At 35.1% G+C, this 25,613-nt stretch carries 22 protein-coding genes; 10 read left to right on the forward strand and 12 right to left on the reverse strand.

Going from position 1 to position 25,613, the window contains the following annotated elements; translation table 11 throughout:
* The 3 genes from ABIL69_09885 to ABIL69_09895 all read left to right on the forward strand — a co-directional run.
* The coding region (locus ABIL69_09885; protein MEO0124294.1) for a hypothetical protein at nucleotides 1-334 on the forward strand (334 nt) is incomplete at its 5' end.
* A gap of 4 nt (nucleotides 335-338) precedes the next feature.
* Entirely contained in the window at nucleotides 339-1,130 is a 792-nt protein-coding gene (locus tag ABIL69_09890) for a nucleotidyl transferase AbiEii/AbiGii toxin family protein (protein MEO0124295.1), read from the forward strand.
* Between the two features lie 654 nt (nucleotides 1,131-1,784).
* Complete coding sequence (locus ABIL69_09895) at nucleotides 1,785-2,006, forward strand: DUF2283 domain-containing protein (GenBank protein ID MEO0124296.1); 222 nt, start codon at nucleotides 1,785-1,787, stop codon at nucleotides 2,004-2,006.
* Nucleotides 2,007-2,665: 659 nt separating this feature from the next.
* Here ABIL69_09895 and ABIL69_09900 read toward each other — a convergent pair.
* The 8 genes from ABIL69_09900 to ABIL69_09935 form a co-directional block, all read right to left on the reverse strand.
* The gene (locus ABIL69_09900; protein ID MEO0124297.1) at nucleotides 2,666-3,886 is read right to left on the reverse strand and encodes a glycosyltransferase; all 1,221 of its coding nucleotides are present in this window, start codon (nucleotides 3,884-3,886) and stop codon (nucleotides 2,666-2,668) included.
* Complete coding sequence (locus ABIL69_09905; GenBank protein MEO0124298.1) at nucleotides 3,873-4,517, reverse strand: DUF5752 family protein; 645 nt, start codon at nucleotides 4,515-4,517, stop codon at nucleotides 3,873-3,875. Before ABIL69_09905 ends, ABIL69_09900 begins: the two co-directional genes overlap by 14 nt.
* A gap of 4 nt (nucleotides 4,518-4,521) precedes the next feature.
* Nucleotides 4,522-6,768 (reverse strand): bifunctional alpha,alpha-trehalose-phosphate synthase (UDP-forming)/trehalose-phosphatase, encoded by a 2,247-nt coding sequence (locus ABIL69_09910; protein ID MEO0124299.1) that lies wholly within the window; start codon nucleotides 6,766-6,768, stop codon nucleotides 4,522-4,524.
* Between the two features lie 489 nt (nucleotides 6,769-7,257).
* On the reverse strand, nucleotides 7,258-9,603 hold the full coding sequence (locus tag ABIL69_09915) for a BTAD domain-containing putative transcriptional regulator (protein ID MEO0124300.1): 2,346 nt from the start codon (nucleotides 9,601-9,603) through the stop codon (nucleotides 7,258-7,260).
* Between the two features lie 144 nt (nucleotides 9,604-9,747).
* Nucleotides 9,748-10,548 carry an AAA family ATPase gene (locus tag ABIL69_09920; protein MEO0124301.1) on the reverse strand — a complete coding sequence of 267 codons (801 nt, stop codon included), beginning with the start codon at nucleotides 10,546-10,548 and terminating at the stop codon, nucleotides 9,748-9,750.
* A gap of 155 nt (nucleotides 10,549-10,703) precedes the next feature.
* Nucleotides 10,704-11,771, reverse strand: a complete 1,068-nt coding sequence (locus ABIL69_09925; GenBank protein MEO0124302.1) for an alanine--glyoxylate aminotransferase family protein — start codon at nucleotides 11,769-11,771, stop codon at nucleotides 10,704-10,706.
* Nucleotides 11,772-11,858: 87 nt separating this feature from the next.
* A complete protein-coding gene (locus tag ABIL69_09930; GenBank protein MEO0124303.1) occupies nucleotides 11,859-12,233 on the reverse strand; it encodes a four helix bundle protein in 375 nt (124 codons plus the stop codon).
* 17 nt (nucleotides 12,234-12,250) lie between these two features.
* Entirely contained in the window at nucleotides 12,251-12,652 is a 402-nt protein-coding gene (locus ABIL69_09935; GenBank protein ID MEO0124304.1) for a secondary thiamine-phosphate synthase enzyme YjbQ, read from the reverse strand.
* Between the two features lie 299 nt (nucleotides 12,653-12,951).
* Between ABIL69_09935 and ABIL69_09940 the strand changes: the two genes are divergently transcribed.
* Complete coding sequence (locus ABIL69_09940; protein ID MEO0124305.1) at nucleotides 12,952-13,635, forward strand: DUF554 domain-containing protein; 684 nt, start codon at nucleotides 12,952-12,954, stop codon at nucleotides 13,633-13,635.
* A 69-nt stretch (nucleotides 13,636-13,704) separates the two neighbouring features.
* Here ABIL69_09940 and ABIL69_09945 read toward each other — a convergent pair whose 3' ends face one another.
* The 4 genes from ABIL69_09945 to pbpC all read right to left on the reverse strand — a co-directional run bounded on the left by ABIL69_09945 (nucleotide 13,705) and on the right by pbpC (nucleotide 18,869).
* Nucleotides 13,705-15,222 carry a hypothetical protein gene (locus ABIL69_09945; GenBank protein MEO0124306.1) on the reverse strand — a complete coding sequence of 506 codons (1,518 nt, stop codon included), beginning with the start codon at nucleotides 15,220-15,222 and terminating at the stop codon, nucleotides 13,705-13,707.
* A gap of 190 nt (nucleotides 15,223-15,412) precedes the next feature.
* Nucleotides 15,413-16,144, reverse strand: coding sequence for a hypothetical protein (locus tag ABIL69_09950; protein MEO0124307.1), 732 nt, complete (start codon nucleotides 16,142-16,144; stop codon nucleotides 15,413-15,415).
* Between the two features lie 95 nt (nucleotides 16,145-16,239).
* Nucleotides 16,240-16,548, reverse strand: coding sequence for a metalloregulator ArsR/SmtB family transcription factor (locus tag ABIL69_09955; protein MEO0124308.1), 309 nt, complete (start codon nucleotides 16,546-16,548; stop codon nucleotides 16,240-16,242).
* Nucleotides 16,549-16,676: 128 nt separating this feature from the next.
* Nucleotides 16,677-18,869, reverse strand: a complete 2,193-nt coding sequence (pbpC, locus tag ABIL69_09960) for a penicillin-binding protein 1C (protein ID MEO0124309.1) — start codon at nucleotides 18,867-18,869, stop codon at nucleotides 16,677-16,679.
* 719 nt (nucleotides 18,870-19,588) lie between these two features.
* On the opposite strand from pbpC, the gene rsxC reads away from it, so the two are divergent.
* The 6 genes from rsxC to ABIL69_09990 all read left to right on the forward strand — a co-directional run.
* Nucleotides 19,589-20,869 carry an electron transport complex subunit RsxC gene (rsxC, locus tag ABIL69_09965; protein MEO0124310.1) on the forward strand — a complete coding sequence of 427 codons (1,281 nt, stop codon included), beginning with the start codon at nucleotides 19,589-19,591 and terminating at the stop codon, nucleotides 20,867-20,869.
* Complete coding sequence (locus ABIL69_09970; GenBank protein MEO0124311.1) at nucleotides 20,862-21,848, forward strand: RnfABCDGE type electron transport complex subunit D; 987 nt, start codon at nucleotides 20,862-20,864, stop codon at nucleotides 21,846-21,848. The genes rsxC and ABIL69_09970 overlap by 8 nt, the downstream gene beginning before the upstream one ends.
* The gene (locus ABIL69_09975; GenBank protein ID MEO0124312.1) at nucleotides 21,833-22,738 is read left to right on the forward strand and encodes an FMN-binding protein; all 906 of its coding nucleotides are present in this window, start codon (nucleotides 21,833-21,835) and stop codon (nucleotides 22,736-22,738) included. Before ABIL69_09970 ends, ABIL69_09975 begins: the two co-directional genes overlap by 16 nt.
* Nucleotides 22,735-23,310 (forward strand): Rnf-Nqr domain containing protein, encoded by a 576-nt coding sequence (locus ABIL69_09980; GenBank protein ID MEO0124313.1) that lies wholly within the window; start codon nucleotides 22,735-22,737, stop codon nucleotides 23,308-23,310. The genes ABIL69_09975 and ABIL69_09980 overlap by 4 nt, the downstream gene beginning before the upstream one ends.
* Nucleotides 23,303-23,881, forward strand: a complete 579-nt coding sequence (locus tag ABIL69_09985) for an Rnf-Nqr domain containing protein (protein MEO0124314.1) — start codon at nucleotides 23,303-23,305, stop codon at nucleotides 23,879-23,881. Before ABIL69_09980 ends, ABIL69_09985 begins: the two co-directional genes overlap by 8 nt.
* A 5-nt stretch (nucleotides 23,882-23,886) precedes the next feature.
* A partial coding sequence (locus tag ABIL69_09990; GenBank protein ID MEO0124315.1) for a UvrD-helicase domain-containing protein occupies nucleotides 23,887-25,613 on the forward strand: 1,727 nt, incomplete at its 3' end.

The following is a 25,613-nucleotide window of genomic DNA, read 5'->3' on the forward strand; positions in this document are numbered from 1 at the left end:
TACTAAAAAGACCGCTAAATTTACCAATATCTTTGGCACTTTTATTTATCAGCACCTGAAAACTAATCTATTCTTTGGCTTTAAGGAGATAAAAGATGAAAATGGATTCCCTGTTCTTATTGCCGAGCCGGAAAAGGCAATCCTTGATTTTATCTATCTAAATTTAAAAGATTTTAAGGACAAAGAAACGGATGTCTTTAGCCTTTCGTATAGATTTCAAAATTTAAATATCTTAAGAAAGAAAAGGCTTATGGATTTTGCAGAAAGGTTTCAAAGCAAAGAGATTTTTGATGTGGCGAAGAATCTGTTGGATTTTATAAAAGAGGAGAAATAATTTTATGCTGGATTTGATTAAAGAAAGCATTTCAAATGTTCCAACACTTGAGAGAAGGACTCATTTAACCAGAGAGTTTTTGCAATTATTTATATTGAAGATTCTCTATGACCGCGACTACTTTAAGAACCTTGCCTTTGTTGGCGGGACAGCCCTGAGATTTCTATATAATTTGCGAAGGTTCTCCGAAGATCTTGATTTTTCCCTTATTAATAAAAAGGGTTATAAATTTGATGTTCTTTTAGAAAGGATTGTTTATGACCTGAAAAGCGCGGGTTTTTCTTTAGATATCAAGAAAAATATAGAAGGAACAGTTCAATCAGCGATGTTAAAATTCAAAGATATCCTTTATCTTTTGGGCTTATCTAAGGAGAGGCATCAAAAACTCTTTATCAAGATTGAAGTGGATTCTAATCCACCCAGGGGTTGGCATACAGAACTTTCGTTGGTAAGTAAACATTTTGTTTTTACTGTAGTACATTTTGATATTCCTTCTCTTTATGCGACAAAAATCCATGCCTGCTTTTTTAGAAAATACATTAAAGGGAGAGACTTTTATGACCTTCTGTGGTATCTCGGGGGGAAAACCGTTCCCAATTTTGAACTTCTAAACAATGCTATAGAACAGACCGAGCATAAAAGAATAAATTTAAATACGGAAAATTTTAATGACTTTTTAAAGGAAAGGCTGGCTGCCATTGATTTTATAAAAGTAAAAAAGGATGTGGAGAGATTTATAGAGGACAAGAACGAACTTAAACTATTGGATAAAAAAGTAATATTAAAACTAATATGATACGACGGTTGTTAGTCTTTAGATATTAGAGAAAAAATATAGGAGAAAAACGAGGGCAGTGGGGTCGAATCTTAAAATTTTATATTGACAATTAGAGTAGCAGAAGTAGTCAGTGGTCGGTAGCCAACCCTTGATATTGTTCTACAATTCCAGAATAGTAATTGGTAAGTTTTTTCCAATTTGTAGCGGTCGGATTTATCCGACATAATAAAAAAAGAACCAAAATATTGTGCGATAAATCGCACCGCTACATTTTTCTCAATAATGGAATGGTGGAGAGTAGATTTCAAGATTTCAAAATTTTGAAATGTTCAGAAATTTGGACAATGATAAATGGTAGGTTTGGGCTAAATCTACTCATAGATAAAGATGGATATGTACTAAGACGTTATTGACTTTTAAGAATTGTTAAGTAAAATGAATTATGGAAATAGTTTTTAGCCGCCACGCACGACGAAGAATGAAATGGAGAAATTTAAATCCGGAAGAGATTATTGAAACCGTACAATCGCCATAAAAAGTTGAAGATACCATTTATGGAAGAAAAAATGTCTACAAGAAAATAGGTTTAAAATTTTTAAAGGTCACTTATATTGAAGAAAAAAGTAGGATTGTTATTATCAGTGCAGTTGATAAAAATAAGTAGGAGGAAAAATGAAAATAGAATTTGATAAACAGGCTGATGCGCTTTACATATATATGCAAGAGAGACCCGTTAAAAAAACCAAAGAGATTGAAGAGGGAATTTTAGTCGATTTTGATGAAGATAACCGCCTCATAGGAATAGAAATCTTAGATGTCACCAAACGTTTTAATCTTTCGGATATTGTTAATCTGCAAATTGAAAATCTGCCGGTTGAAACTTCTGCTGGTTAAATAACCCAAACATCTTTGCAAAAAGAGGGGTGTGGTACAAGGAAATGGATTGGAAGTCGAGAAGAAGGGCGACGAATAAAGGAATGAATTCTTTAAGACTCTTTGTACATATTGTCATTTCCGCATTTGGTCAATAGACCAAATGAGAAAGTGATACACTTCTTCGATTTGTCAATTTAACCATAAACTTTCCCCACTTACGAAGTGGAATGAAAACTGGTTAAATGTCAAAACTGGCTCATAAACATTCAAAAATCCTTCCTTCCTTGATCTTTTACCCCAAATATTTCTCCACCCACGTACCTTATCAGAATCTTCGTTCTTACCGATAACCATCTCTTTACCCGCAATATAGCTGAAGATATTAAAAGAGAGGGCAAATTCCGCTTCAAGGATGGAGTCTTTTTCTGAATAACGAGTTTCAAAATCAAGCGGTAGAGGATTTCCAACGCCGATGTTTCAGCAAGTATATCAGGGCACTACATTAAAAGGGTATTGGGTTATCAGAAAATCAGGAGGCAGGGTATCAGTCACGACAAACACTGCAAGTGGTATCCTTCCTATTATCCTCGTAGGGACTACCCCTGTGGTTGTACGCTCTTCTTTTTTACCATCATATTTTACCATATTATTTTTGACAGCATTGATTGCGATGAGTATTATAGATAAACAAGGTCTTCGTCGTAATATAACGAGAGAAAGAGCAGCAAATAATCGCGGATATGCCGGGTGATAAGAAAGTTATTTTTTATATTGTTCCTACCATTTTCACCGAGTTTTTTTGCATATTCAGGTTCATTTAAAAGTTGTTTTAAATAATAGGCAGTACCATCAATAGAATAAGTAAGAATCCCTGAATATTTGTGGGTTATCTGTAATGGAATCCCACCCACTGCCGAGGCAATAACTGGTTTTCCTTTCCATAGTGCCTCGGCAACAGTTAATCCAAAACCTTCTTTTAGAGATTTTTGTAGTATAACCGATGACGCCCTTTGCAATGCATTTATTTCAATATCACTTGCTGGTGGTAAGAACAAAATATGGATGTCGGGGTCATTGGCCGCGGCTTCCCTTACCTTCTGAAGAACATTCATCCCTTCCGGGTCGTCTGTGGCACCACCGCCTGCAAGCACAAGCTGGCAATCAACATACCGTTTCACTTTTTTATAAACCTCAATCACACCAATCGGGTCTTTTAGATAATCAAAACGGGAAATCTGGGTTACGATCGGTCGATTTTTATCAATCTGAAAACGCTCAAGGACAATTGAAACAATCTCAAAATCTAATTCTTTGTTCTTATCACTCAATGGGTCAATGGAAGGGGATATCAAAATCTGAGGAATTATTAATTTTCGGGCAAATGATGGTGCGGAAAATACTGCCTTATCATACTGGTTGATATACGACTCCAGAAAATTTATAATATTCTCTTTTGGTTCAGTAAAGTCAATATGACACCGCCAGAGCCATTTTTTGCCAATTTCTCTTTTTTTGTTCACTATTGCAATTGGCTGAGGGTCGTGGATAAAAACTATATCACCATAGAAATTTATTTCCCGGGCATTCATCTCATTAATTGAAAGAAAATATTCAATATCGGTTTTAGTTATTTCTACATCAACACCATGCAGTGCATTGTGCATTTTCTTGGTGATGGTAAAGAATTTTTCATCACCCTTTATCACATCCCAGCGCACATCCAATCCAAGTTCCCTTAAAAGCGGAATCATTCTTAAAAGGATTTCTGCCACACCACCACCCACCGATGTTGAATTAATATTTTGGATTGTTTTGTCTTTGCATCTGATTGCCAGGAGATACAATTCATCAATAATTCCCTGCCCAACGATTGGTATGTAATCTTTAATGGCCGGCATACTTTTTAATTATAAAAATTAGTCTTTTACGCAGACCCTCAAGGGTTATTGTATATGGGTCCAATCGTTCAATTTCAATCGCTGCCTTTTCTTCTCCAATATCCCTTAACCAGCAGGAAAAATCATTGACCCCATTTTTGAGACGAAGTCTTGATTCAATTAAGTGAAAGTATAACGAATTTATACTCACACTTTTTAATGCATCCAAAAATTCCATTATATTATTTGCCACAAACGGCGTAATCAATATGAATGTTTGGCACTTCATAAAGTGGAACTCTTGACCCTCCGGTGCGATTGTCTTTGGATTTTTATTTTCTATGAAGTCAGTCAAAATATTTATGAATTGTTCTTTTAATTCTTGAAGATTTGTAAACCGGGCAATATTAACACTTGCCATTTTCTCGCCAAGTTCTTTTATGTTCAGACTCGTATTAACCCAGTAGGCAAAATCATTGGGTGGTTCAGGATATAGTGCAAGTTGTTGATATAAAAGCCGGTGCGTGTGGTAATATATAGAAGAGAGTGGCACGGTTTTTATCCCATTTAATAGTTCTGGAAGATTTTTTGCCTTGATTCCTAAAAGCTGAATAAGGCGCAAGCCAGTTTTGAAATAGAACGGGGCAGGCATAATACTATTTAATTATCTCCTCAAGGAGTGCAAGTACATCTAAATGACTTCGCACGTAGTATTTGGCAAAGGATTGTGGTGTTCCTACTTTAATGGTATAGGAGTTATAATCAAGGAGGAGTTTAAAAAGGTCTTCATCAGTCCAGTCATCGCCAATTGCCATTATAAAATCAAAATTATTTCTTGAAAACCAGCGCAGGGCGGCTGCTCCTTTATTGACCCCTGAATTTCTAACCTCCACAACTTTACTGCCCTGTAAAATCTGCAGATCAAGATTTGCGGTTAAATAGAGTAAATTATCAACGAGTTCTTTGGCAACCCTTTCTGCCCTTTCCCGATTTGCATTCCGATAGTGCCAGACAATGGAATATTCTTTTTCTTCAATAAAAGAACCAGGCAGGCGGTCAACATATAATTCCATTACCTGGCGTATTTCCTGGATCCATCTGTTTGTTAGCGGCTTGAGTAATTCCCAGTCTTTATCTTTTTCCTTTAACCAGATGCCGTGTTCAGCAACAAGATTCAATTTTAGTGAGCCAAACCAATCCTGAATGGTCTTTCGGTCTCTACCGCTGATTAAAATTAATTCTACCTCTGGAATAACTGAGAGACTGCCCAAAATCTCAAGAATTCTCTTCGTGGGCAATACCATCTCCGGTCTTGATGCAAACGGCACCAATGTTCCATCGTAATCAAGGAAGATTAACCGGCTTAAACTATTTTTGAAATCGTTCTTCAATTTTTCTTTTACTGTGGTTGTTAAGTAATAGGTTGCATATTTCTGCTGGATTTCCTTCACCTTATTTAATCCCATTAAAAATTCTTCAGCCCATCTTTTGACATTATAACGAAGTAGCCGATTCTGCATAATGGAGTTCCGCTGTTTCTGCTCTTCTATATCCATCTCCAGGGCATTCTTTATCACGGCCGCAAGTTCATCGGGATTATTGGGATTTATAATAGCGGCCTCACGCAACTCCTCCGCGGCACCGGCGGTTTCACTTAATATCAAGACACCGGTCTTGTCCTGACGGCAGGCAAGATACTCTTTGGCAATTAAATTCATTCCGTCGCGCAATGGCGTAACCATTGCAATATCGCTTATACTGTATAATGCGACAAGCGGATAAAAAGGCATAAATCTATACTGATAGATAATAGGTGTCCAATCCAATGTCCCAAATTCACCATTAATCTCGCCAACCAATTCATTAATCCGTTTCTTTATTCGCTGATAATGCTCAACCCCGATTCTTGAAGGAACGACCACCAAGACCAGAATTACCTTTTTACGCCAATGTGGATAATTCTGCAGAAAGATTTTATAAGCAATCAGGCGATTCAGAATGCCTTTTGTATAATCTAACCGGTCAATAGAAAGGATTATTTTGTGTGTGCCCAGCACATTTAAGAATTTGGTTCTTTCCTTCTCGACCTTTTTATTGCTCACCGCATCATAAAATTTTTTGAAATCTATACCCATCGGGAATGTATCAATCTTTATTATTCTCTCGCCAGAAATAATCTCGCCCATACTATTTTCAATACCTAAGATTCTCAATACACATCTTAAAAAATACTGGGCATAATCATTGGTGTGAAAGCCTATTAAGTCTGAGCCCAAAAGTCCAAGTAAAATTTCCCGACGCCACTTTTCTGGTAAAAGTCTAAAAAGTTCAAAAGATGGAAATGGAATATGTAAAAAAAAACCAATTGCAGCATTTATTAATTTTTCCCTTATTAAACCAGGCAATAACATTAGATGATAATCGTGAATCCATATTATATCGTTGGGTTGGACAATTTTTAAAACATAATCCGCAAAAATCTGATTAACCTTTTTGTAATAATCCCAGAATTTTTCATCGTAAGTTGCATAGCTTGGGAAATAGTGAAACAGAGGCCAGATCAATTTATTGCAAAAACCATGATAAAACTGGTCCATTGTCTCTTCATTTATGTAAACCGGAAAGGCATTGTATTTTGAAGATAATAATAAAGTCAATTTTTTTTGTTGTTCGTGATTTTCAATACTGATGCCGGGCCAACCAATCCAGACATATTTACCCTCAAGAGGTGTTGTACCCTTTAAGGAATCAAGATAGGTACTGATTCCAGAGACAAGCCCCCCGACGCTTTGTTTAAATCTAAATTCACCATTTTTTTGAGTAATCGTAACCGGCAGTCGGTTTGAAACAATTATCAACCGGCGTGGTGGACAAAGATTTTGACCTTCAAAGGAATCACTCATATATGATAATAATTAATAAGGGGCTATTGTCAAGACACATTGCTTCTTTTATTGTCATTATTATAGATTAATATGTACTAAGGTAATATCAATAATTGTATTGTTAATCTGCAAATTGAAAACCTTCCGGTTGAAATTTCTACTGGTTAAATAACCCAAACATCTTTGCAAAAATAGGTGTGGTACGATGGCATGAATTGGAAGTCGAGAAGAAGGTGACGAATACAGAATGATCTCTTAAGGTTCTTTGTATACATTATACACTTCTTTGCCTTGTCAATTTGACAATTGTTAAAGTATCAAATTATGAAAGGATGACGCTATACTGCATTATTATCCCCCTTTGATATTATTCTATTGTTCCAGAATTCCATAATTATGGAATAATGGAATGGTGGAGAGTAGATTTCAAAATTTCAAAATTTTGAAATGTTGAAATGCAGGAGCCACTCAAGGAAAAATATGCCATCATTTTATTTAATGAAAAGATTATAACAAACTTCTATACAAATCCTTTGTCTTTTCAGATGGTTCGCAACCGAGTTCTTTTTTGAAAATGCTTTCGCATCTTCTATACTGGGCAATTGTCTTTGCCTTTTCACCTGCCTGCATGTAGCAGTGCATAAGAAATCTATGTGCTTCCTCATCAAGAGGGTCATTGATAAGCAATCTTGCGGTAAGTTCAATTGCCGAATCAGTTTGTGCCTTTTTCAGGTAAATATCTCCAAGTGCTAATACTGCCAGACGGAATCTCTCGGAGTAATAATCTCTCATTTGAAGAATCCAGTCATCGTAAAATCCTTCAAGAAATTTCCCTTTATAAAGGTCAATTGCTTCCAGAAGATCACGCTCGGCACTATGAACCTTACCTTCATTTAATGACTTTTCTGCCTCAGAGATTTTAATGTTGAATTTTTCTGCATCAACCTGCACCCTTGTCAGCTGGTATACTCTCTCCCTGAATTCTACATAATCTTTTCCAATCACGCTTTTTAATTGATTTAAACACACATGGAAATTGTTGGTAAGTTTATCGCTTGAAAGGTCGGGCCAGAGCAAGGCTCCAATCTCATCGCGGGTCATTTCCTTTTTTCTCAAATACCCATTCAATAAAAGTGTAAATAATTGGCGCGGTTTTGCCCATTGCCATTCTTTTTCTTCAACGACTCTTTTGTCAGGTAATTCAATTGATAGTCTGCCGAATGTTTTTATTTTGAGCGGACTAATTTTAGATTTTGTTTTATCCGGACTCAGAATATCACGCCATCCCTGCATACCGTAATTCCTTGCACATTCAATTGCCTTGTCTTTGTAAAATGTTGATTCTTTTTTCAATTCTCGGTATCCAGAAAGGACATTGTGGATTATAATCAATAATTGCATCAACTTCACATAATCCTTCTTTTGCAAAATCTTTTCAATTCCACATTCAATATCAACAAATGCCTTTTCTCCGGGGACTTTAGTAAACCCTTTTAATATCAAATATTCTTCATTTTCTTCAATTTTATCATCAATTTTCTGAAGAATGGATGTCACTCTTTTCAAATCAACAGGTTTTTTACTAATGGCAAAAACATATCCTTCACATAAATGATAGAGTTTTTTGAAAGGATTTTCATTTAGTTTTGAAATGATATCTAAGAGTTTTTTTAAAAAATCTTGGGCAGTTTTATAATCATTGTTTACAATCGAAAAATATGTATAACTATGGTATATCCAGAATAGGTCAGTTTTCAGGTTTAACCTTTCGGCGAGTTTTAATGCCCTATCAAATTCTTCTTCAGCCCTTTTTAAATAACCCTGGAAGAAATATAAATTGCCAAAATTTAAATATGACATAAATTGCTCTCTTATCCAGCCATTTTTGATACTTGAATCCTGATGGATTTGAAATAGTTCTTCAGCCTTTTTAAAATTCAGGGTGAACATATTGGCAATACCAAGATTTCCGCAGGTTGCCGCAATATATCTTTCATCTTTTATTTCTCTTGCCAATTCAAGGGCTCTTTCTGCCCAGGGTATTGCTCTATTCCAATCTCCCATTCGGTGATATATAGTAGCAAAACAATAGTTTAGACGGAATTTCTGGTATAAATCAGCAATTCTTTCGTACTTTTGTTTAAGTTTTTCGGCATGTTCAAGCGCCATTTTAAAATTACCTAAATTAGCATAGGCAAAAGCACGGTTGGTTTGGAGTGTAAGAATGGTGCGCGGGTCAGGTTTCAGTCTTTTTGATTTAATAAATCTGTGTGCATCTTCTACTATTTTGAGAACTTCTTCATTATTACCTGTGCGTAATTGAGCGAGGGTCATATCTTTATATAGAAATATCATTAGATTATTTATTTTTTTTATAGTCAATTTTTTTCTCATAAATTTTAACGCGATATGATAATAATTCAAAGCGTCAGAATATCTACCCGCCCGTCGTAGAGAGTTGGCTGAGTCAATAAAAAGGGGCAAAAGTTTTGCTGTGAGGAGATGTCTGTTTGCCGAAATCAAATTTAGCGCCTTTTCTTTATATAAGAGTACCTTTGGCGATTCTTTTTTTTCTTCAAAATCTTTAATTAAATCAATTGTAAGCCCTAATAATTTAGGAGATTTATGTCCCGCAGAAGTAAACTGGTGTAATGCTTCTTCTTTCAGCCCTTTTTTTAATAAAAACTGACCTAATTTATTGTGCAACGATTTTCTTTCTTTCTGTGGTATAAAATTATAGATTGTTTCTTTAATCAAAGGATGGATAAAGGCATATTTATCATTCTGTTTAATAATTATTCGGTTACTTAAAATATTATCAATTTCTCCTGCTGATATTTTGCAATTTAACATATCAGTATTAAATGATTCTTGAGAAATTAAAGAAGCAGATTTGATAAATCGTTGTTCATTTAGGGATAGAATTTCAAATTGTTCCTTTATAATATTGAATAGCGTATCGGGAAGATTTATTTCTGTATAATTGGGAGTTGTAGATCAACGTTGTTTTTCAGCGTCAAAAAATATAATGCCCTTACTCATCAAAAATAATAAAAATTCCTTTGTAAATAAAGGATTTCCTCTGGTTTTGTTATAAATCCAGTCAAATAATTTATTTGGTAGTTCCCGCTTAAACATCAATCTGTTCAATTCATAAATTTCATCACTGGAAAATTGTTCAAGATTAATTTGAAATAGGGGAGAGGTTGATTTCAAAGAATCTATCCACCGCTGGGTTGCATCATCAAGCCTTGTTCCTAAAACTAATAAAACCGGCATAGAAAAGATATTCTTACTTAAAAGATTTATACAATCTTTTATTTCTTTATTTGCATTATGTAAATCGTCAAATACCAAGACAGTGGGGTATAAACGCGTGAGATTCTGGAAAAACTGAATAACAATCTCTGGGGTTAAATTTAGCTCGGAAATCTTTTTTGGCTCATAGGGGAAGACAGATTTTAATATCGGAAATTTTCTTACATATAATGTGTAAAGATTTTCATTGACTACAAGAGGAATTGATGTTCCAATACGAAGGCGGTTTAAAAAAGTGTTAAGGATACAGGCAAAGAATTCATACAAATTTTGTGAATTTTCAATCTTTGAATAACAGGTAAAAAAGGTATTTTTATCCGTTATGCTAAGAAATTCTTTTAATACACGTGTCTTGCCAATCCCGGGTTGTCCAGCAATAACCAATATATTACCTTCGTTATCAATTGACCGTGCTAATTTCTCTTTGTATAATCCTAAAATATCCTGTCGACCGATAAAAGGTAAATCAGAAAAAGCCATTTCAACAATCTTTTGAACTACAAGGCATTTAAGGGCAAATCAAGGCAATTTTAATATTAAAGGCAATTGAAGAGAATCATGGCAATATGAGGCATAAGAGGGCAGTCAGACTGCCCTCTCGCCATTTTTAGCCTTTTATCGCCCTCTTTAGCCTTTTATAGTTTAAGGATATCGTTTATGTTCGTTAGCAGTTCCTTTATCTCATCAAGTGTCAAATCACCCATATGGGCAATTCTGAAGGTCTTTTCCTTCAAATCACCATAACCGTTGGAAATCTGGAATCCTCTCTTACCGAGTTCGGAATTCAAGTCGGCAACGGTAATTTTTCTTGTATTATCAACACAGGTAAGGGTAACTGATTCATAACCGGGTTCCGGGAAGAGTGCAAAATGCTTCTTAGCCCAATCTCTAACATATTTTGCCATTTCCAGATGCCTTTTATAGCGATTCTCCATACCTTCAGCAAGAATTTTATCCATCTGTTTATCCATAGCATACATAAGCGTTACCGCAGGTGTCGTCGGTGTCTGGCGGTCTTTTTCATATCTTTTTAACATTGCATCAAAATCAAAATAATATCCACGGTCAGTGATTGTTCTTGTTCTCTCAAGGGCACGCTGGGTTACGGTGCAGACTGCAAGACCAGGGGGGAGGGCAAAGCATTTCTGACTGCTGGTCAAACAAACATCTATGCCAAGTTTATCAATCTCAATCTTATCACCCATCAATGAACTCACGGTATCAACAAGGAAAAAGGTATCAGGATATTTTTTCATCACTTCGGCAATCTCTTCAATTGGTGCACGCACACCTGTTGATGATTCATTATGGACCAATGTAACTGCATCGTATTTTTTCTTTTTTAGTTTGTCTTCGATCATTTCCGGTTTGATTGCCTTACCCCAATCAACGCGGATCTCATCCGCATTTTTACCGCATGCCTTGGCAATCTTGAACCATCTATCACTGAAGGCTCCATTGACGCAACAGAGAACATCTTTATAAACGCAATTTCTGATTGCCCCTTCCATTATACCGGTTCCTGAAGAAGTAAATACAATCACATGATTCTGGGTATTGAGTGCCTTTTTTATCTTATTCACAATGCCTTCATATAAGGCACTGAAGTCCTTTGACCGATGACCGATCATCGGCTTTGCCTGTGCCTGCAATATATCATCCCTGACCTCAGTCGGCCCGGGAATGAAGAGTTTTTTATGCATTATACCTCCCTTATTATCAAATGCCTAAAAGTCCAAAATACCTAAATACCAAAAGCAAGAAGCCCAAAATACCTGAATGCCTGAAGATTATTGAAGACATTTGTAGATTATGGTTGATAGAATTTTTATTAATTCTACACATTCATTGAGATGTGGGTTTACAACTTCCCTTTTTAATAATCTTCTATCAATTATTAACCTTAACCAGTACCGCGTTTCCTTACCTTCTTTAAAAGCAATATCAACTCTATATACAAAATCATTTAAGGTCAAAGAACCGTCAGCCTCTTCAAGATTAGAACCCACCGAAGTTCCAGACTTGCATAATTGTCGTTTTATTACCTTACCTTCTTCAGTATCTGGCAGCATTGAGGCAAGTTCTAAGATCTTAAGTGCAAACTTATAAGTCCGTTCTTTGAGCGTATCACTTATGCTGTATTTTTTTTCTATCTTTTTAGGCATTTAGGCAATTTAGGTATTTAGGCATTTACTATTATCTTTACCCATATTTCCCTTGTTCTTGGTCCGTCAAATTCGCAGAAGAAAATTCCCTGCCAGGTGCCGAAGGCAAGTTTACCATTTTCAATGAAGAGTGTTCGTGATGAACCAATTATCGCTGCCTTAATATGGGCATCGGCATTACCTTCTGTATGGGAATAGTTCCCTCGGTAGGGGATGAGTTTTTCAAGTGCATTTGTTATATCTTCCTGGACTGATGGGTCATAATTTTCATTTATAGTAATTGCTGCAGTTGTATGCGGACAAAAAATATGGATTACTCCATCTTTAATTTTATTCTTCTCAATAATCTTTTTAACTTCGCCGGTTATATCAACAAGTTCATTTCTATTTTTTGTTGAGATTTTGATTTTTTCAATCACGCCTCTATTATAGCAATTTTAACGAAAAAGTCAATATTAGCCATCTAAATTTATCGCTATATCTCCCCAGTAAATCAAATCATTTATGTCTGATAATATATATTATGTAAACTTAAGAATTGAGGATTAGATAATTATAGGATATACTTTTTTCTATACTCTCCCCCGGTTCAAAATCGGTATTATGATTTAAATCACAGAAAAATTTGGTTTTAGTCCCGTCCAATCGCTCTACTTGAACTTTGATAATCCGTTAATGTTTATGATTGATTTTTGTAATTAAATATGTATAATTTTGAATGCTGGGAACGATAACAAATACTATTCTCGTCATTTTAGGCAGCACTATCGGGCTGTTCGTAAAAAAAGGTATACCTGAAAACATTAAGAATATCATTTTAACCGGACTCGGTATTTTTACCTGCGTTTTGGGTATTAAGATGGGAATTCAAATGGAAAAACCTGTAGCGATCATCATCAGCCTTATCATTGGCGGTGTTATTGGGGAATTGTTAAATATTGAACTTTTTATTGAACAAATTGGCGAAAAATTTAAGAAAATCAAGGGTTTTTCAGAATCAAAGACTTTTGCGCAAGGATTTGTTACGGCGAGCATATTATTTTCAATCGGTCCGATGACGGTTCTTGGTTGTATCCAGGATGGCCTTTTGCATAAACCTGAACTTTTAATAACAAAATCAATAATGGATGGTATCTCTGCGATTATCCTAAGCTCTACTCTGGGTATAGGTGTTTTGTTCTCTGCGGTCGTTGTTTTACTATTTCAAGGTTCAATAACTATTCTTGCTTCCCAGATTAATTTTCTTGGCACACCATACTTTTTGAATGATTTTACAGGAATCGGGGGTATCCTCGTATTTGCCATTGGGATAAGGCTCCTTGGGTTGAAAGATATTAAAGTGGGGAATTTCCTGCCAGCCCTGGTGATAATTATTTTATTTAAATTATTTATTAAAATTTAAAGCCCTCTCCCCTTTCTCTTAGAATTTTTACATATTTTTTTGAAAAGGATTTCAGGTTGTTGTTTTAGATTAAAATTTAGTTTTCAAAATCCATTTTTCTGAAGGAATTGGTTTAAAAGTTAATGATTTTAAAACTATTCCCATATAAGTTTCCACCTCAGGGATAAAGACCCATTCGCTCGCAGTATTTTTATTATATATTATTTTATAAAGAACTTGGAATCGGTTTGTGTCAGTTAATTGCGGATACCAGCGCGGGAATATTGCAAGATAATCGGGTTTCTTTTCAATAACATAAAGATAAGCGCCCAATTTATTATCGCTATATTTTTTAAAGTAATCAATTATTTTTGGCTCAACAAGCCCACAGAGGTCAATTATCCTTCTATCAGAAAAATATTTAATTGCACCTATGTCATTTACCCCAATGATTGCATCTGAAGGAATATTTTCTTTTATCCATTTGCCGGTCTTTACCTGTATTTCATTTATGCTTTTAACATTTGAGGCAGAAAATTTAATCATAAAGACCTGGGCAAAAATAGTGTTATACAAAGCGATAGCAACTATTACAAAGATAATTATTTTTATTGCGACTTTTGGAAAATTATTTTTTATTGTTTGAAAAAGCCAGTAAAAACCCCATACCGCAATTAATGCCCCACTGGCAACCTGGTTGGCAATATACCGACCCCCGTGAAAATCAGCACTGATAAATGGCGATATGAGACCAATCAGTGGCGCATAGAAAAGAGCAACTAATACAGGCATTAAACTCAATGATTGGTCGTTCGGACTTTTGAATTTTCTGTAAATAATAATAAAAGCACCCATAAAAAAACCATACACAAAGAGAGGATTTGCTTTGAAAAGATGCGCAATACTCTGGCCAAAATAGGCAGGTGCCATTTTTAAAAAAAGCCATTTAAGATGCAAAAGGTTCATTGTCGAAAGTGCTACAAATATGCTATTCTGTTGTGCCTTTGCTCTGAATGTATTTGGAAAGATTGAACCTGAAAGCGAGTAATTAAAAATAAAATAAGGCAATAAAGTAGCAACAAATAAGCATGTTGCAATGATTAAAAATGATAACCTTCGTTTTGTTATCCAACGCGGAATATTATCAAGGAAATAAAAAATCAATAATAAAGCACATTCCGGCCTCGCATATACCGCCAATCCAATAAGCACTGGGATTAAATAGATTAATTTTGTTTTTCTCTGAAGACACATTTCGTAATTTAAATAGATTACTACTATAGTGAGCAATACATAGAGTGGGATCTCCAGTCCGGATACTGCACCCCAGTTTAGGTGTGTCGTGGTGCCTACAGCGAGTGCCGAAAAAAATGCTACATTATTATTACAGGTAATTCTGAATGATAAAAAATAGACAAAAATCAACGCAATTATAAAGAATAAAATTCCTAAAATTTTTGTCATTAAAATCCGCAAAGTTATATTTTTTGTAATCCAGTGTACCGGAACAAGCAAAAACGTCCAGAGCGGTGCTGTTGAACCTGCTACTGGCTCTTTAGCATTATAACTGAATCCATGGCCTTCTGCTACATTTTTTGCAAACTGCATATGTATCCAAGGGTCATCAATAGGAAAGCCGAGGCCAGCATATTTTCCCTCAAAAACAATATATATGATTTGCAAAAATATCACAATTGCTATTACGATTGAAAGTCTTAGAATGCCGCTTTGGGTTATTTTTTGTCGGTCATCAAAGGGCATGCTCAAAATTTCTTGTTTTGACCAGGACGCTGTCTTTTCATTTATTTTTATGTATTATATTTCTTTTCTGTTTTATCCTCTCAATCGTTGCCAGGTGGTCAAGTTCTTTGCCTTTTTCAATGGCTAAAGTATTGAATAAAACATTTTTTTTCCAATTTTTAAAATAAAGCATTTTGCTTGCGATTGTTCCACCTGCAATACCAATTCCTACCCCAGTATAGTATTTCGTTTTGTTTAAAGTGTATGAATAGTATTCGTAAGGAATCATACAACTATATTCCTGGCTTCCACAAGGAATATATCCTGTCTCTTTTTGAATGCTCCGACCCACTAATGCTCCAATATACGCACCGGTTGCCCCGGTGCCGGTTATACAGCATGCGCTATTAAAGAACGCACTTAATAAAGCAGTCTTTTTATCTTTCGCAAGGTCTTTGGTGGAGATAATTGGCCAGTCAGTTTCATAATTTTTGATGAATTCTTTTCGAAAATTTAAATCTGTAATAATTTTATAAAAATTCTTTTGGTAAAATTGTAATCCTTCAAAAACTGATTTGCTGACATTTACTAAAGAATCAACGGTATCACCTTTTGCGATATATGAAAATAAAATCTGGATTGAATCTTCAACACTATAAAACTTTGCAGATATAAAACTATCTACATCAGTAAATAACCGATAAAACTCCGCCTCTCCCCTATCTATTTCATAAATGATTTCTTGTGGTTGAGTCAGCACTAAAAAAAGTAGTGAAATTATTGTTATCATTGACGAATTATATAAAAATATCTCAGAGTGTCAATGTACAGATATTCTGACTCATCACTAATCCCCTCTTTCTCCTTTCTCTTAATTACCACCAATTACCAATTTTTTTCTCGCATTTTAATTACAAATTTTTCCAGTATATTGCATATTCCATCAATAAAGTCGTCTTTTATCCAGTAAATCTTCTCCTTGCCTTTCGTCTCATACCGCACAATATCAATATTCCTTAAAGTTCTTAAAGTAACAGAAGCGAGCGCTTCTGAAATACCCATTTCTTTAGCAATCTCACCTGGTGTCATTTTTCTACCCAATAACAATTTCACAATCTGATAAGCTGTCGGATTTCCCAAAACCCTGCAGACCCTTGACGCCCTATACTCAGTCTCCGGCATCTTCTTTCTCATACTACATTATACACAATACTATAAATCAGTCAATCCTTTAAATAATTAAACAATTAAACAATTGTTTAATTGTTTAATTGATTAAGTATTGAATTGTCAGGGATATCAATGGATTAATTTTAATCCATCTAATATACGCGGTATTTTACTCTTTCTGATATTTCTCCGCTGGTAGATCTGCCGGTCACTTCAAGTTCGTAAAGTCCTGGTTTGGGTTGCCAAAGGAATGTGACCTCCCTTTCATTACTTTCGCATAAAATATTGCCATTCAATTTCAAGACAATCTTTTTAATACTCGTATCTCCATAAACCTTTATTGAAATTGCCTGATTCTTATAAGGAATCTGGGGATCGAGTTTGAATATATCACCATCATTCGGATGGATGATTTTTAATACTTTATTTTCTGATTGGGTTGCGGTTTTAAGCATGATAAATTCTTTTTTATTGGCACAAAAATCACAGGTGTCTTTTGGCTCGGTTCCTGCAATAAATATCTCTTCTATTAACGGACATTCTTTTTTTGGAATCAAACCAGTTCTTGCACAGACTTTTAATGAAATAACAGATTTTGGTCTTTCAAATTCTTTTGGATATTCAACCCGGTGCAATTCAATCATAATATCCCTGAATAACGGTGCCGCACCTGAAATACCTGATACACCATTCATTGGCGACCCATCAAAATTTCCAACCCAGACACCAACCGTATACTTTTCGGTAAATCCAACACACCAGTTATCCTTAAAATTCTTTGTAGTACCTGTTTTGACCGCGCAAGGAAAAGGTAAATTTAATGGTGAATCATCACCAAATGCCTTTATTCTGCTTGAATTATCGGATAATACATCGGTAATTATATAAGCAATCTCTTCGGAAAAAACCCTCTCCCCTTTTTTAATTCCCTCGCCCCTTAAAAACCTATATTCAGTCCAGGAGCCATTATTGGCAATCGCCCTATATGCATTTGCGAGTTCAAGTAATTTGACTTCTGCGGCACCCAAGGAAAGGGCAAGTCCATAAAAAGTGGGCTCTTTAAAAATAGTTGTGAAATGTAGTTGATGTAAAAAATTATAAAATTTCTCCACACCTAATTTATCAAGGATATAGACCGCTGGAACATTAAATGAAGAACCAAGTGCTTCTCTTGCTCTAACAAGCCGATGATATTTTTCACCAAAATTTCTGGGTGCAAAGATTGTACCGTCTGATAATTTAAATTCGGTTACGGTGTCATTCATAAGGTAACTTATTGGAATGCCATCAGCAAGTGCAAGAATATATAAAAATGGCTTTAGACTTGAACCAGGCTGCCTTAAAGCCAGACAACCATTCACCTGTCCTTCTTTTTCTTCAAAATAGTCCTTTGAACCAACCATTGATAGTATCTCGCCCGTCTTTGTATCCATAACAATCACCGCACCCTGATTCACATTATATTTATTTAAAGTTTTAATTGATGTAAAAAGCATTTTTTCTATATTTTCTTGCAGATTTACATCAATTGTTGAAGTAATATTTGAATATTGGAGATTGATATTCTGTTGTAATATAAAATCGACAAAATGGGGTGCCTTGAAAACAATTTTTTTCTCATCAATCTTTATTGGTTCTGCAAGTGCACAGGTATATTTTGTAGAATCAATGAGTTTGTTTTCAAAAAGCTTTTTTATTATTGCATCCCGTTCTGTTCTTAGTCTGTTACGACTTTTAAATGGATTTAAAATACCCGGGGCTTTCGGTATAGCAGAAAGAATACAGGATTCACTAAGTGATAGTTGGCTTGCAGGTTTTTCAAAATAGAATTGTGATGCAGCCTCCACCCCATATGTCTGATAGCCATAGGGTGCTCGGTTTAGATAAATCTCAAGGATTTCATCCTTTCTTAAATGGAGTTCAAGTTTTAAGGCATAAACAATTTCAATTATTTTATTCCAGATGTTCCTTTTTCTGTGGTTCAATACAATCTTTGCAACCTGCATTGTGATTGTTGAACCACCGGTTCTTATTTTCTGGTGAATCAGATTTTCTTTTATTGCACGAAAAAGTGCTATTATGTCAATCCCTTTGTGAAGGAAAAATCTTTTATCTTCCCTTATGATTGTCGCTTTAATAATATCGGGCGATATATCCTTCAATGGTCTCCAGAGGCTTGTTTTATAGTCTGTTGAAAGCACTTTTCTAAGCAGAACTCCGTTTCGGTCTGCTATATTGAATGATTGGAATCTCGGATATAGTAATTTGCTATCTGGTGGTATAATAAAAAAGAATAGTAATACTATAAAAATTATTACCCCCAATATACTAAAAATTTTACGCATCATTAAATTTTATTCTATAATTTAACAAAATCAAGTACCATATCTAAGGTATGTTACGTATATCTCAAAAATGTGCGCAGACATTACCCTTTCATTTTTGATAAAAGAAGAATTTCACTCCACCCTTGCCCTCTTCCCGTAAAGCAAGACCAGGGGTTTGTTTGGTTTTCAAACATTTGCAGACCAAGGTCTGCGAATACAAGTCAATCATTTTTCGCCGTAGTGGTCAAGCTTGCTCGACATTGATTATTGCAGCGTAAACTCTGCCGCTACAACAAACCATCAATTATGTAGTGGTCGAGCTTGCTCGCCTTTAGCAGAGTAAACTCTGCCACTACAGATAATCATTTTACCCCGTAGTGGTCGAGCTTACTCGCCTTTAGCAGAGTGAACTCTGCCACTACAGATAATCATTTTACCCCGTAGTGGTCGAGATTGCTCGACAATTTACAGCACAAACCCGTAAGTGGGTGTGCCGCAATTTAAAATGTCGCCAATTTGTAGCGGTTTGACCCGTGATTTGCATCAGGGCAAGTTTATCAAACATTATCAAATTTCATCCCTTTTTAATTCTTTTGTCGCATAAATGCGACCGCTACAGAAGTTATGACACAGGCTCTGAAGGTTTGCCCTACTATTGCAGACAACATTTTCCTCTAAATTTTACATTTTTAATATTTTCTTGACTTATAGACAAAAAAAAGTATAATAAAAAACTTATGATTTATAGCATACTACCAGGGACTACTCTGAGAAAAGAGAAATATCTCCTTGAACTGCCGATTGAGGTTATGCCAGTTCCTCCCCGTGTCTATATCCATTTTTCACAACATAAGGGAACCCAGGCAATTCCGTTAGTAAAGCCCGGTGATTCAGTAAAGATTGGCACAAAAATTGGTGAAGCAAACACAGGTATTTGCTCATCTGTCCATTCAAGCGTCTCAGGAAAAGTGCTTGATATAAAACCTCATCCTCACCCTCTTCTTGGTGAAGGATTGTGCTGTATTATTGAATCAGATTATTCAGATACCTGGGAGCAAAAGTTTATAGATTCAGATTATCAATCGCTCAGCCGGGAGGAACTTCTTCTAAGAATAAAGCAGGCTGGTATTGTTGGTCTCGGTGGTGGTGGTTATCCAACCGATTTGAAACTTCTAAATGCAATGGAGAAAAAAATAGAAAAACTGATAATAAATGGCTGTGAATCCGAGCCGAATCTTTCTGCAGATTACCGGATAATGATGGAATATCCGGTTTGCGTTTCAGAAGGGGCAAAGATAATCCAGAAAATTCTTGGTGCCACTGAATTATTTTTTGCCCTTCCCCATATTTATAAACAAGCAGCTGAACTCCTAAAAAAAGAAGGAATAAAAGTAAAATTAATCCCTGATAGATATCCTCAGGGAGCAGAAAGGATATTGATAAAAAAGATTGTTAGGATAAATTTACCTTCAGATAAATTGCCCATTGATTTTGGTTTTATGGTCCAGAACGTTAGCACCTGTTATGCAATCTTTCAGGCGGTAAAGTATAATAAACCATTGATTGAAAGGGTGATTACAGTTAGTGGTAATGGGATAAAAGAGCCCAAAAATCTACTGGCCAAAATTGGCACTCCCATAAGTGATATAATTCAATATTGTGGCGGTTTAATTGGCGATATAAAAAAAATCATCTTTGGTGGATTGATGACGGGCAATGCCCAGTTTTCATTTGACACTCCGGTGATTAAAACTACAAATGGAATTGTATTTCAAAATGATTTGATTAAAGAAGAAACAATTGACTGTGTCCATTGCGGGAAATGTGTTGATGCCTGTCCAATGACACTCCTGCCACAAATTATTTATCAATATATAAGACGAAATGATTTTTCTCGTGCTATTGATTATGGTTTAAAAGAATGTATTGAATGCGGAATTTGTTCATATGTATGCCCTTCTTTTATTCCATTGGTTCATTATTTTAAATATGCAAGGTTGAGGATAGCAGATGAATAATTTATTGCTCGTTTCCTCACCCCCTCATATCCATTCAGCACTGAATCATAAAAACGCTGTTTTGTTCATTATTCTCTGTCTTTCTCCTGCAGTTATTACAGGGACAATCTTTTTTGGATTTTATGCATTGGGCATAATTTGTATTAGTATTTTTTCGTCTTTATCTTTTGAGATAGTTTTTGAATATTTTACAAAAAGAAAAATCACGATTTACGATGGAACAGCAATCTTGACCGGATTGTTGCTCGGGTTATCATTACCACCCGGCGTTCCTTTCTGGATTCCAATCCTCGGCGGAGGATTTGCCATTATTGTTACAAAACAATTATTTGGTGGTTTTGGATTCAATCTTTTAAATCCTGCACTTACAGGGCGTGCATTCCTTGTCTTAACATTTCCCGGGATAATGGCTACTTCATATCAAACTCCTTTGAAAGGGACACTTTCCGGGATGGATACGATAACTCAAGCGACACCTTTGACAGTATTGAAAAACCCCGGATATTACGGAAATGTGAATTTGATTCTTGAAAAATTTAGTTCAGCGAGTTATTTAAAAATATTATTCTTTGGACAGATTGGTGGTGCGATTGGTGAGACCTGCAAGATTTTATTGTTAATTGGTGGATTATTTTTGTTGTTATTAAAAATTATAGATTATAAGATTGTCGTTGGATATATTTTTAGTTTTCTTTTATTAAATTTACTCCTTCCTGGAAGAATCAATCCATTATTCCAGTTATTTTCCGGTGGTGTTATTCTCGCTATTTTTTTCATGGCAACGGACTGGGTCACCACACCCATAACAAAATATGGACGCTGGATGTTCGGAATTGGTTGCGGTGTGTTTACGGTATTAATCAGATATTTTTCTGGTTATCCAGAGGGTGTAACACCAGCAATACTTTTAATGAATATCTTAACTCCTTTGATAGATAAATTAGTCATTAAAAGGAGGACTGAATGTCAGAAAACATAAAGCAGAAAATTTATCTCTTTATATCTCTTTTATTGAGCGTTTTAACACTTACAATATTGAATGAAGCAACAAAGCCACTGGTTGCTCAACCCGAAGGTGGTAATAATTTTTCAATTCTCAAGAAGGCTATTGATGGAAATGAATTTATTCCAGTAATTCCCGAGACCCTGTGGCAGGTTTATGACTCTGCAAAAAATATTAAAGGTTTTGTATTCAAAATCTGGACCAGGGGTTATGCAGGTGTGATTCCAATAACTGCGGGATTTGATACTACAAAAAAAATCACCGGGGTTTATATCTCTGGCGCTGATGAGGGGTTTAAAGAAACCAAGGGATTGGGTTCAAAGGTCAGAGAAAAATCATTTTTAAATCAGTTTATTGGCAAGAATGTATCCCAGATAGCACTGAAAAAAGATGGCGGAGAGATAGATGCGATAACAGGGGCAACGATTTCATCCCGGGCTGTCTGCGAAGGTATTAAAAAGGGGCTGGAAACTTATACATCACTCCTTGAAGAAAGCAAAAAAGCCGACAGGAAAAAGGAGATATTTCCAGATGCGAATAGATTTCTTGAGGTAATTAAAGACACACTCTGGTATGCGATTTCACATCCTGAAACACTGGGGATAATTTTTTATGGACAAACTTTTGGCTATCTTGATACAATAAAATATCTCGCAGGGATAAATAAAGAGAAATGCATTGAAAAGATAATTATTGTTTATTCACAGGAGACAGAAGGAATTGGCGAAAGAATAAGAGAGCAGGAATTTCTTGATAAATTCAAAACCGGGATGCCGGATGCGATAAGCGGTGCAACGATTTCATCTCAAGCACTGATTAAAAGTGTGCAGGATAATTTTGAAAGATTTAAGGAATATTTAAAATGAATTCCAAATATAAAGAGAGCGAATTAGTTATAATACTTGGTTTGACTCCATTTATTGCCCTTACTGATTCAGCTGTACATAGCTTATCAATAGGGATACTTGTCATAATAACGCTTTTCTTTTCAAGTCTTGTTCTCCGGCATATTGATAGATATATTAAAGAACCGGAAAAAAGCATTGTATTTTTTATAACAACTGCGACAATTGTCACAATTCTTGGTGGATTCCTTTCACACAAGATTCCTGAATTATACAATGAACTCGGAATATTTATTCCTTTGATTGCGGTAAATAGTTATATTTTTTATAGTTTAAAAAAAATTGATAATAAATCTTCAGGAATCAAATATGGATTTGCTTCAATTAAGAGATATTCACCTGCCTTCTCTGTTCTTTTCATTGTTGGTCTTTTGCGTGAAATCTTTGGTAAAGGGATGGTATTGAATAAACCTTTCTTAAATGCTGACCCGGATAAAACATTGATTCTGTTTTTTGATGCACCTGCTGCTTCATTTATAATCACGGGGATTGTCATTGCCCTTTATGGCTTAATGAGAAAAAAGAATGAATAATAATCTGCTCAATATTTTTATAGATGCGGTCTTTGGTAAAAATATAGTTTTGTATTACTTGCTCGGTCTTTGTCCACTTATTCTGTATAAGACGAGTATCAAGGAATCATTTGTAATAGGAACAAATCTTACAATAATAATGGTGGTATGTTCGTTTGTTTCTGTTTTTGTTAATAATTTGTTATTAATACCATTCAACCTTGGTTATTTGAAAATACTTTTTATTATATTAATCATTTATCTTATTATTTATTGTGGGAAAGTTTTGTTAAGTAAATTTTCTCCCAACCTGTCCGCTCTGTTTGATAATTATCCGGAATTTTTCTTTACAAATTATGCACTCTATGGTGTGATATTTTTAAATATCAGTTTCAAATCAAGGGTTCTTCCTGCAGTATTATCTTCTTTTGGGTTCGGAATCGGTTATCTAATTCTGACAATTATATTTATGGCAATAAAAGAGAAACTCAGATTTGAGCAGAAAACAACTGCGTTAAAAAACATATATTTAGAGTTAATCATTCTCGGTTTGATCAGCCTTGTAATTTTCAGCATTATTGGATTGAAATAGTTATTATGCCCAATAGTTTTATTGATTTTGAAAAAGAATTAAACCGCGAACAATGGAAGGCAGTCCAGATAATAAATGGTCCGATACTCATTCTCGCTGGTGCGGGTAGTGGAAAGACAAGGGTGATTACCTATCGCATTGCCTATCTTATATCAAAGGGAATAAAACCAGAAAATATTCTTGCTGTTACATTCACCAATAAGGCTGCAGATGAAATGAAACAGAGAGTTTGCTATCTTTTAAATAGTGAAGACCCGGATGTTTGGATAAGGACATATCACTCCACCTGTGCGCGAATCTTGAGGAAGGAATCTGAAAAAATTGGCATTTCGCAAAATTTCGCAATCTATGATGAATCCGACCAACTTGCACTTATAAAAGAATGTCTCAGTGAATTGAATCTTGATGTAAGGGAATTAAAACCTGATTTTGTTCTACATTGTATCAATCGTGCTAAAGAAAATCTGGTATCCCCCGAGCAATATTATATATCTTCAAATATGTTCAGCAATACAATAAAGACGATTTATAAAATTTATAATCAGCGGTTGAGAGAAAATAATGCCCTTGATTTTGATGATTTGATATTAAAAGCCGTTGAATTGTTTGAGACACATCCTGAAGTCCTTGAGCGGTATCAGGAAAAATTTAAATATATAATGGTAGATGAATATCAGGATACAAATCATGCCCAGTATGTTTTTACAAAATTACTTGCTTCAAAATATCGTAACCTCTGTGTAGTGGGAGACGATGACCAGTCAATTTATTCCTGGCGCGGGGCGGAGATCAAGAATATCCTTGATTTTGAAAGGGATTATCCAGAAACCAGGATTGTCAAACTTGAGCAAAACTACCGCTCAACTAAAATAATTTTAAGAGCCGCATCAGAAGTAGTAAAAAATAATACCCGGCGGAAGCCAAAAATCCTTTGGTGTGAGAATGAACCCGGTGAGCCCATTGAATATTTTGATGCAGAAGATGATAAACAGGAAGCCCGGTTTGTTGCCGAGAAAATCCTTGAAGAGCATTATCATAACAAAGAATTCAATGAAATTGCTGTCTTCTATCGTTTGAATTACCAATCAAGGATATTTGAAGAAACCTTTGCTCAATACAAAACCCCTTATGAAGTTATCGGTGCATTAAAATTTTATGAACGGGCTGAGATCAAGAATATGCTTGCTTATCTACGGGTGATCAACAATCCCAATGACTCAATAAGTTTGAAAAGAATAATAAACCTTCCGGCAAGAAACATCGGAAAAGATACAGTTGAAAAATTGATACTATTTCAAAAAGAAAATAAATTATCCCTTTTTGAAACCTTAAAAAGAATTTCCGAAATAAATGATGTGAACAATAAAGCGAAAGAAAGTATAAAGGCATTTATGAAGATGTTAGAAAATTTTATTCAACTGAGCAAAAAATTAAATCTCTATGACCTAACGCTCCGCATCGCCAATGAAACGGGTTATCTTGAACATCTGCGTAGAAGAGAGACAGAAGAGGAGATTAATCGTCGTAAAAATGTAGAGGAATTGCTCATATCCATAAATGAATTTGTCAAAAATAATCCATCAGCCACAATTCAGGATTATTTAGAAGGTGTTTCTCTAAAAAGCGATATTGATGACTGGTCAAATGAAAAGGTCTCTTTAATGACATTACATAATGCAAAGGGACTTGAGTTTGATGTTGTATTTATAACCGGGGTAGAAGATGGGATAAT

The sequence above is a fragment of the candidate division WOR-3 bacterium genome, assembly GCA_039802005.1.
Taxonomy (GTDB): Bacteria; Hydrothermota; Tepidihabitantia; order SM23-42; family JAOAFX01; genus JAOAFX01.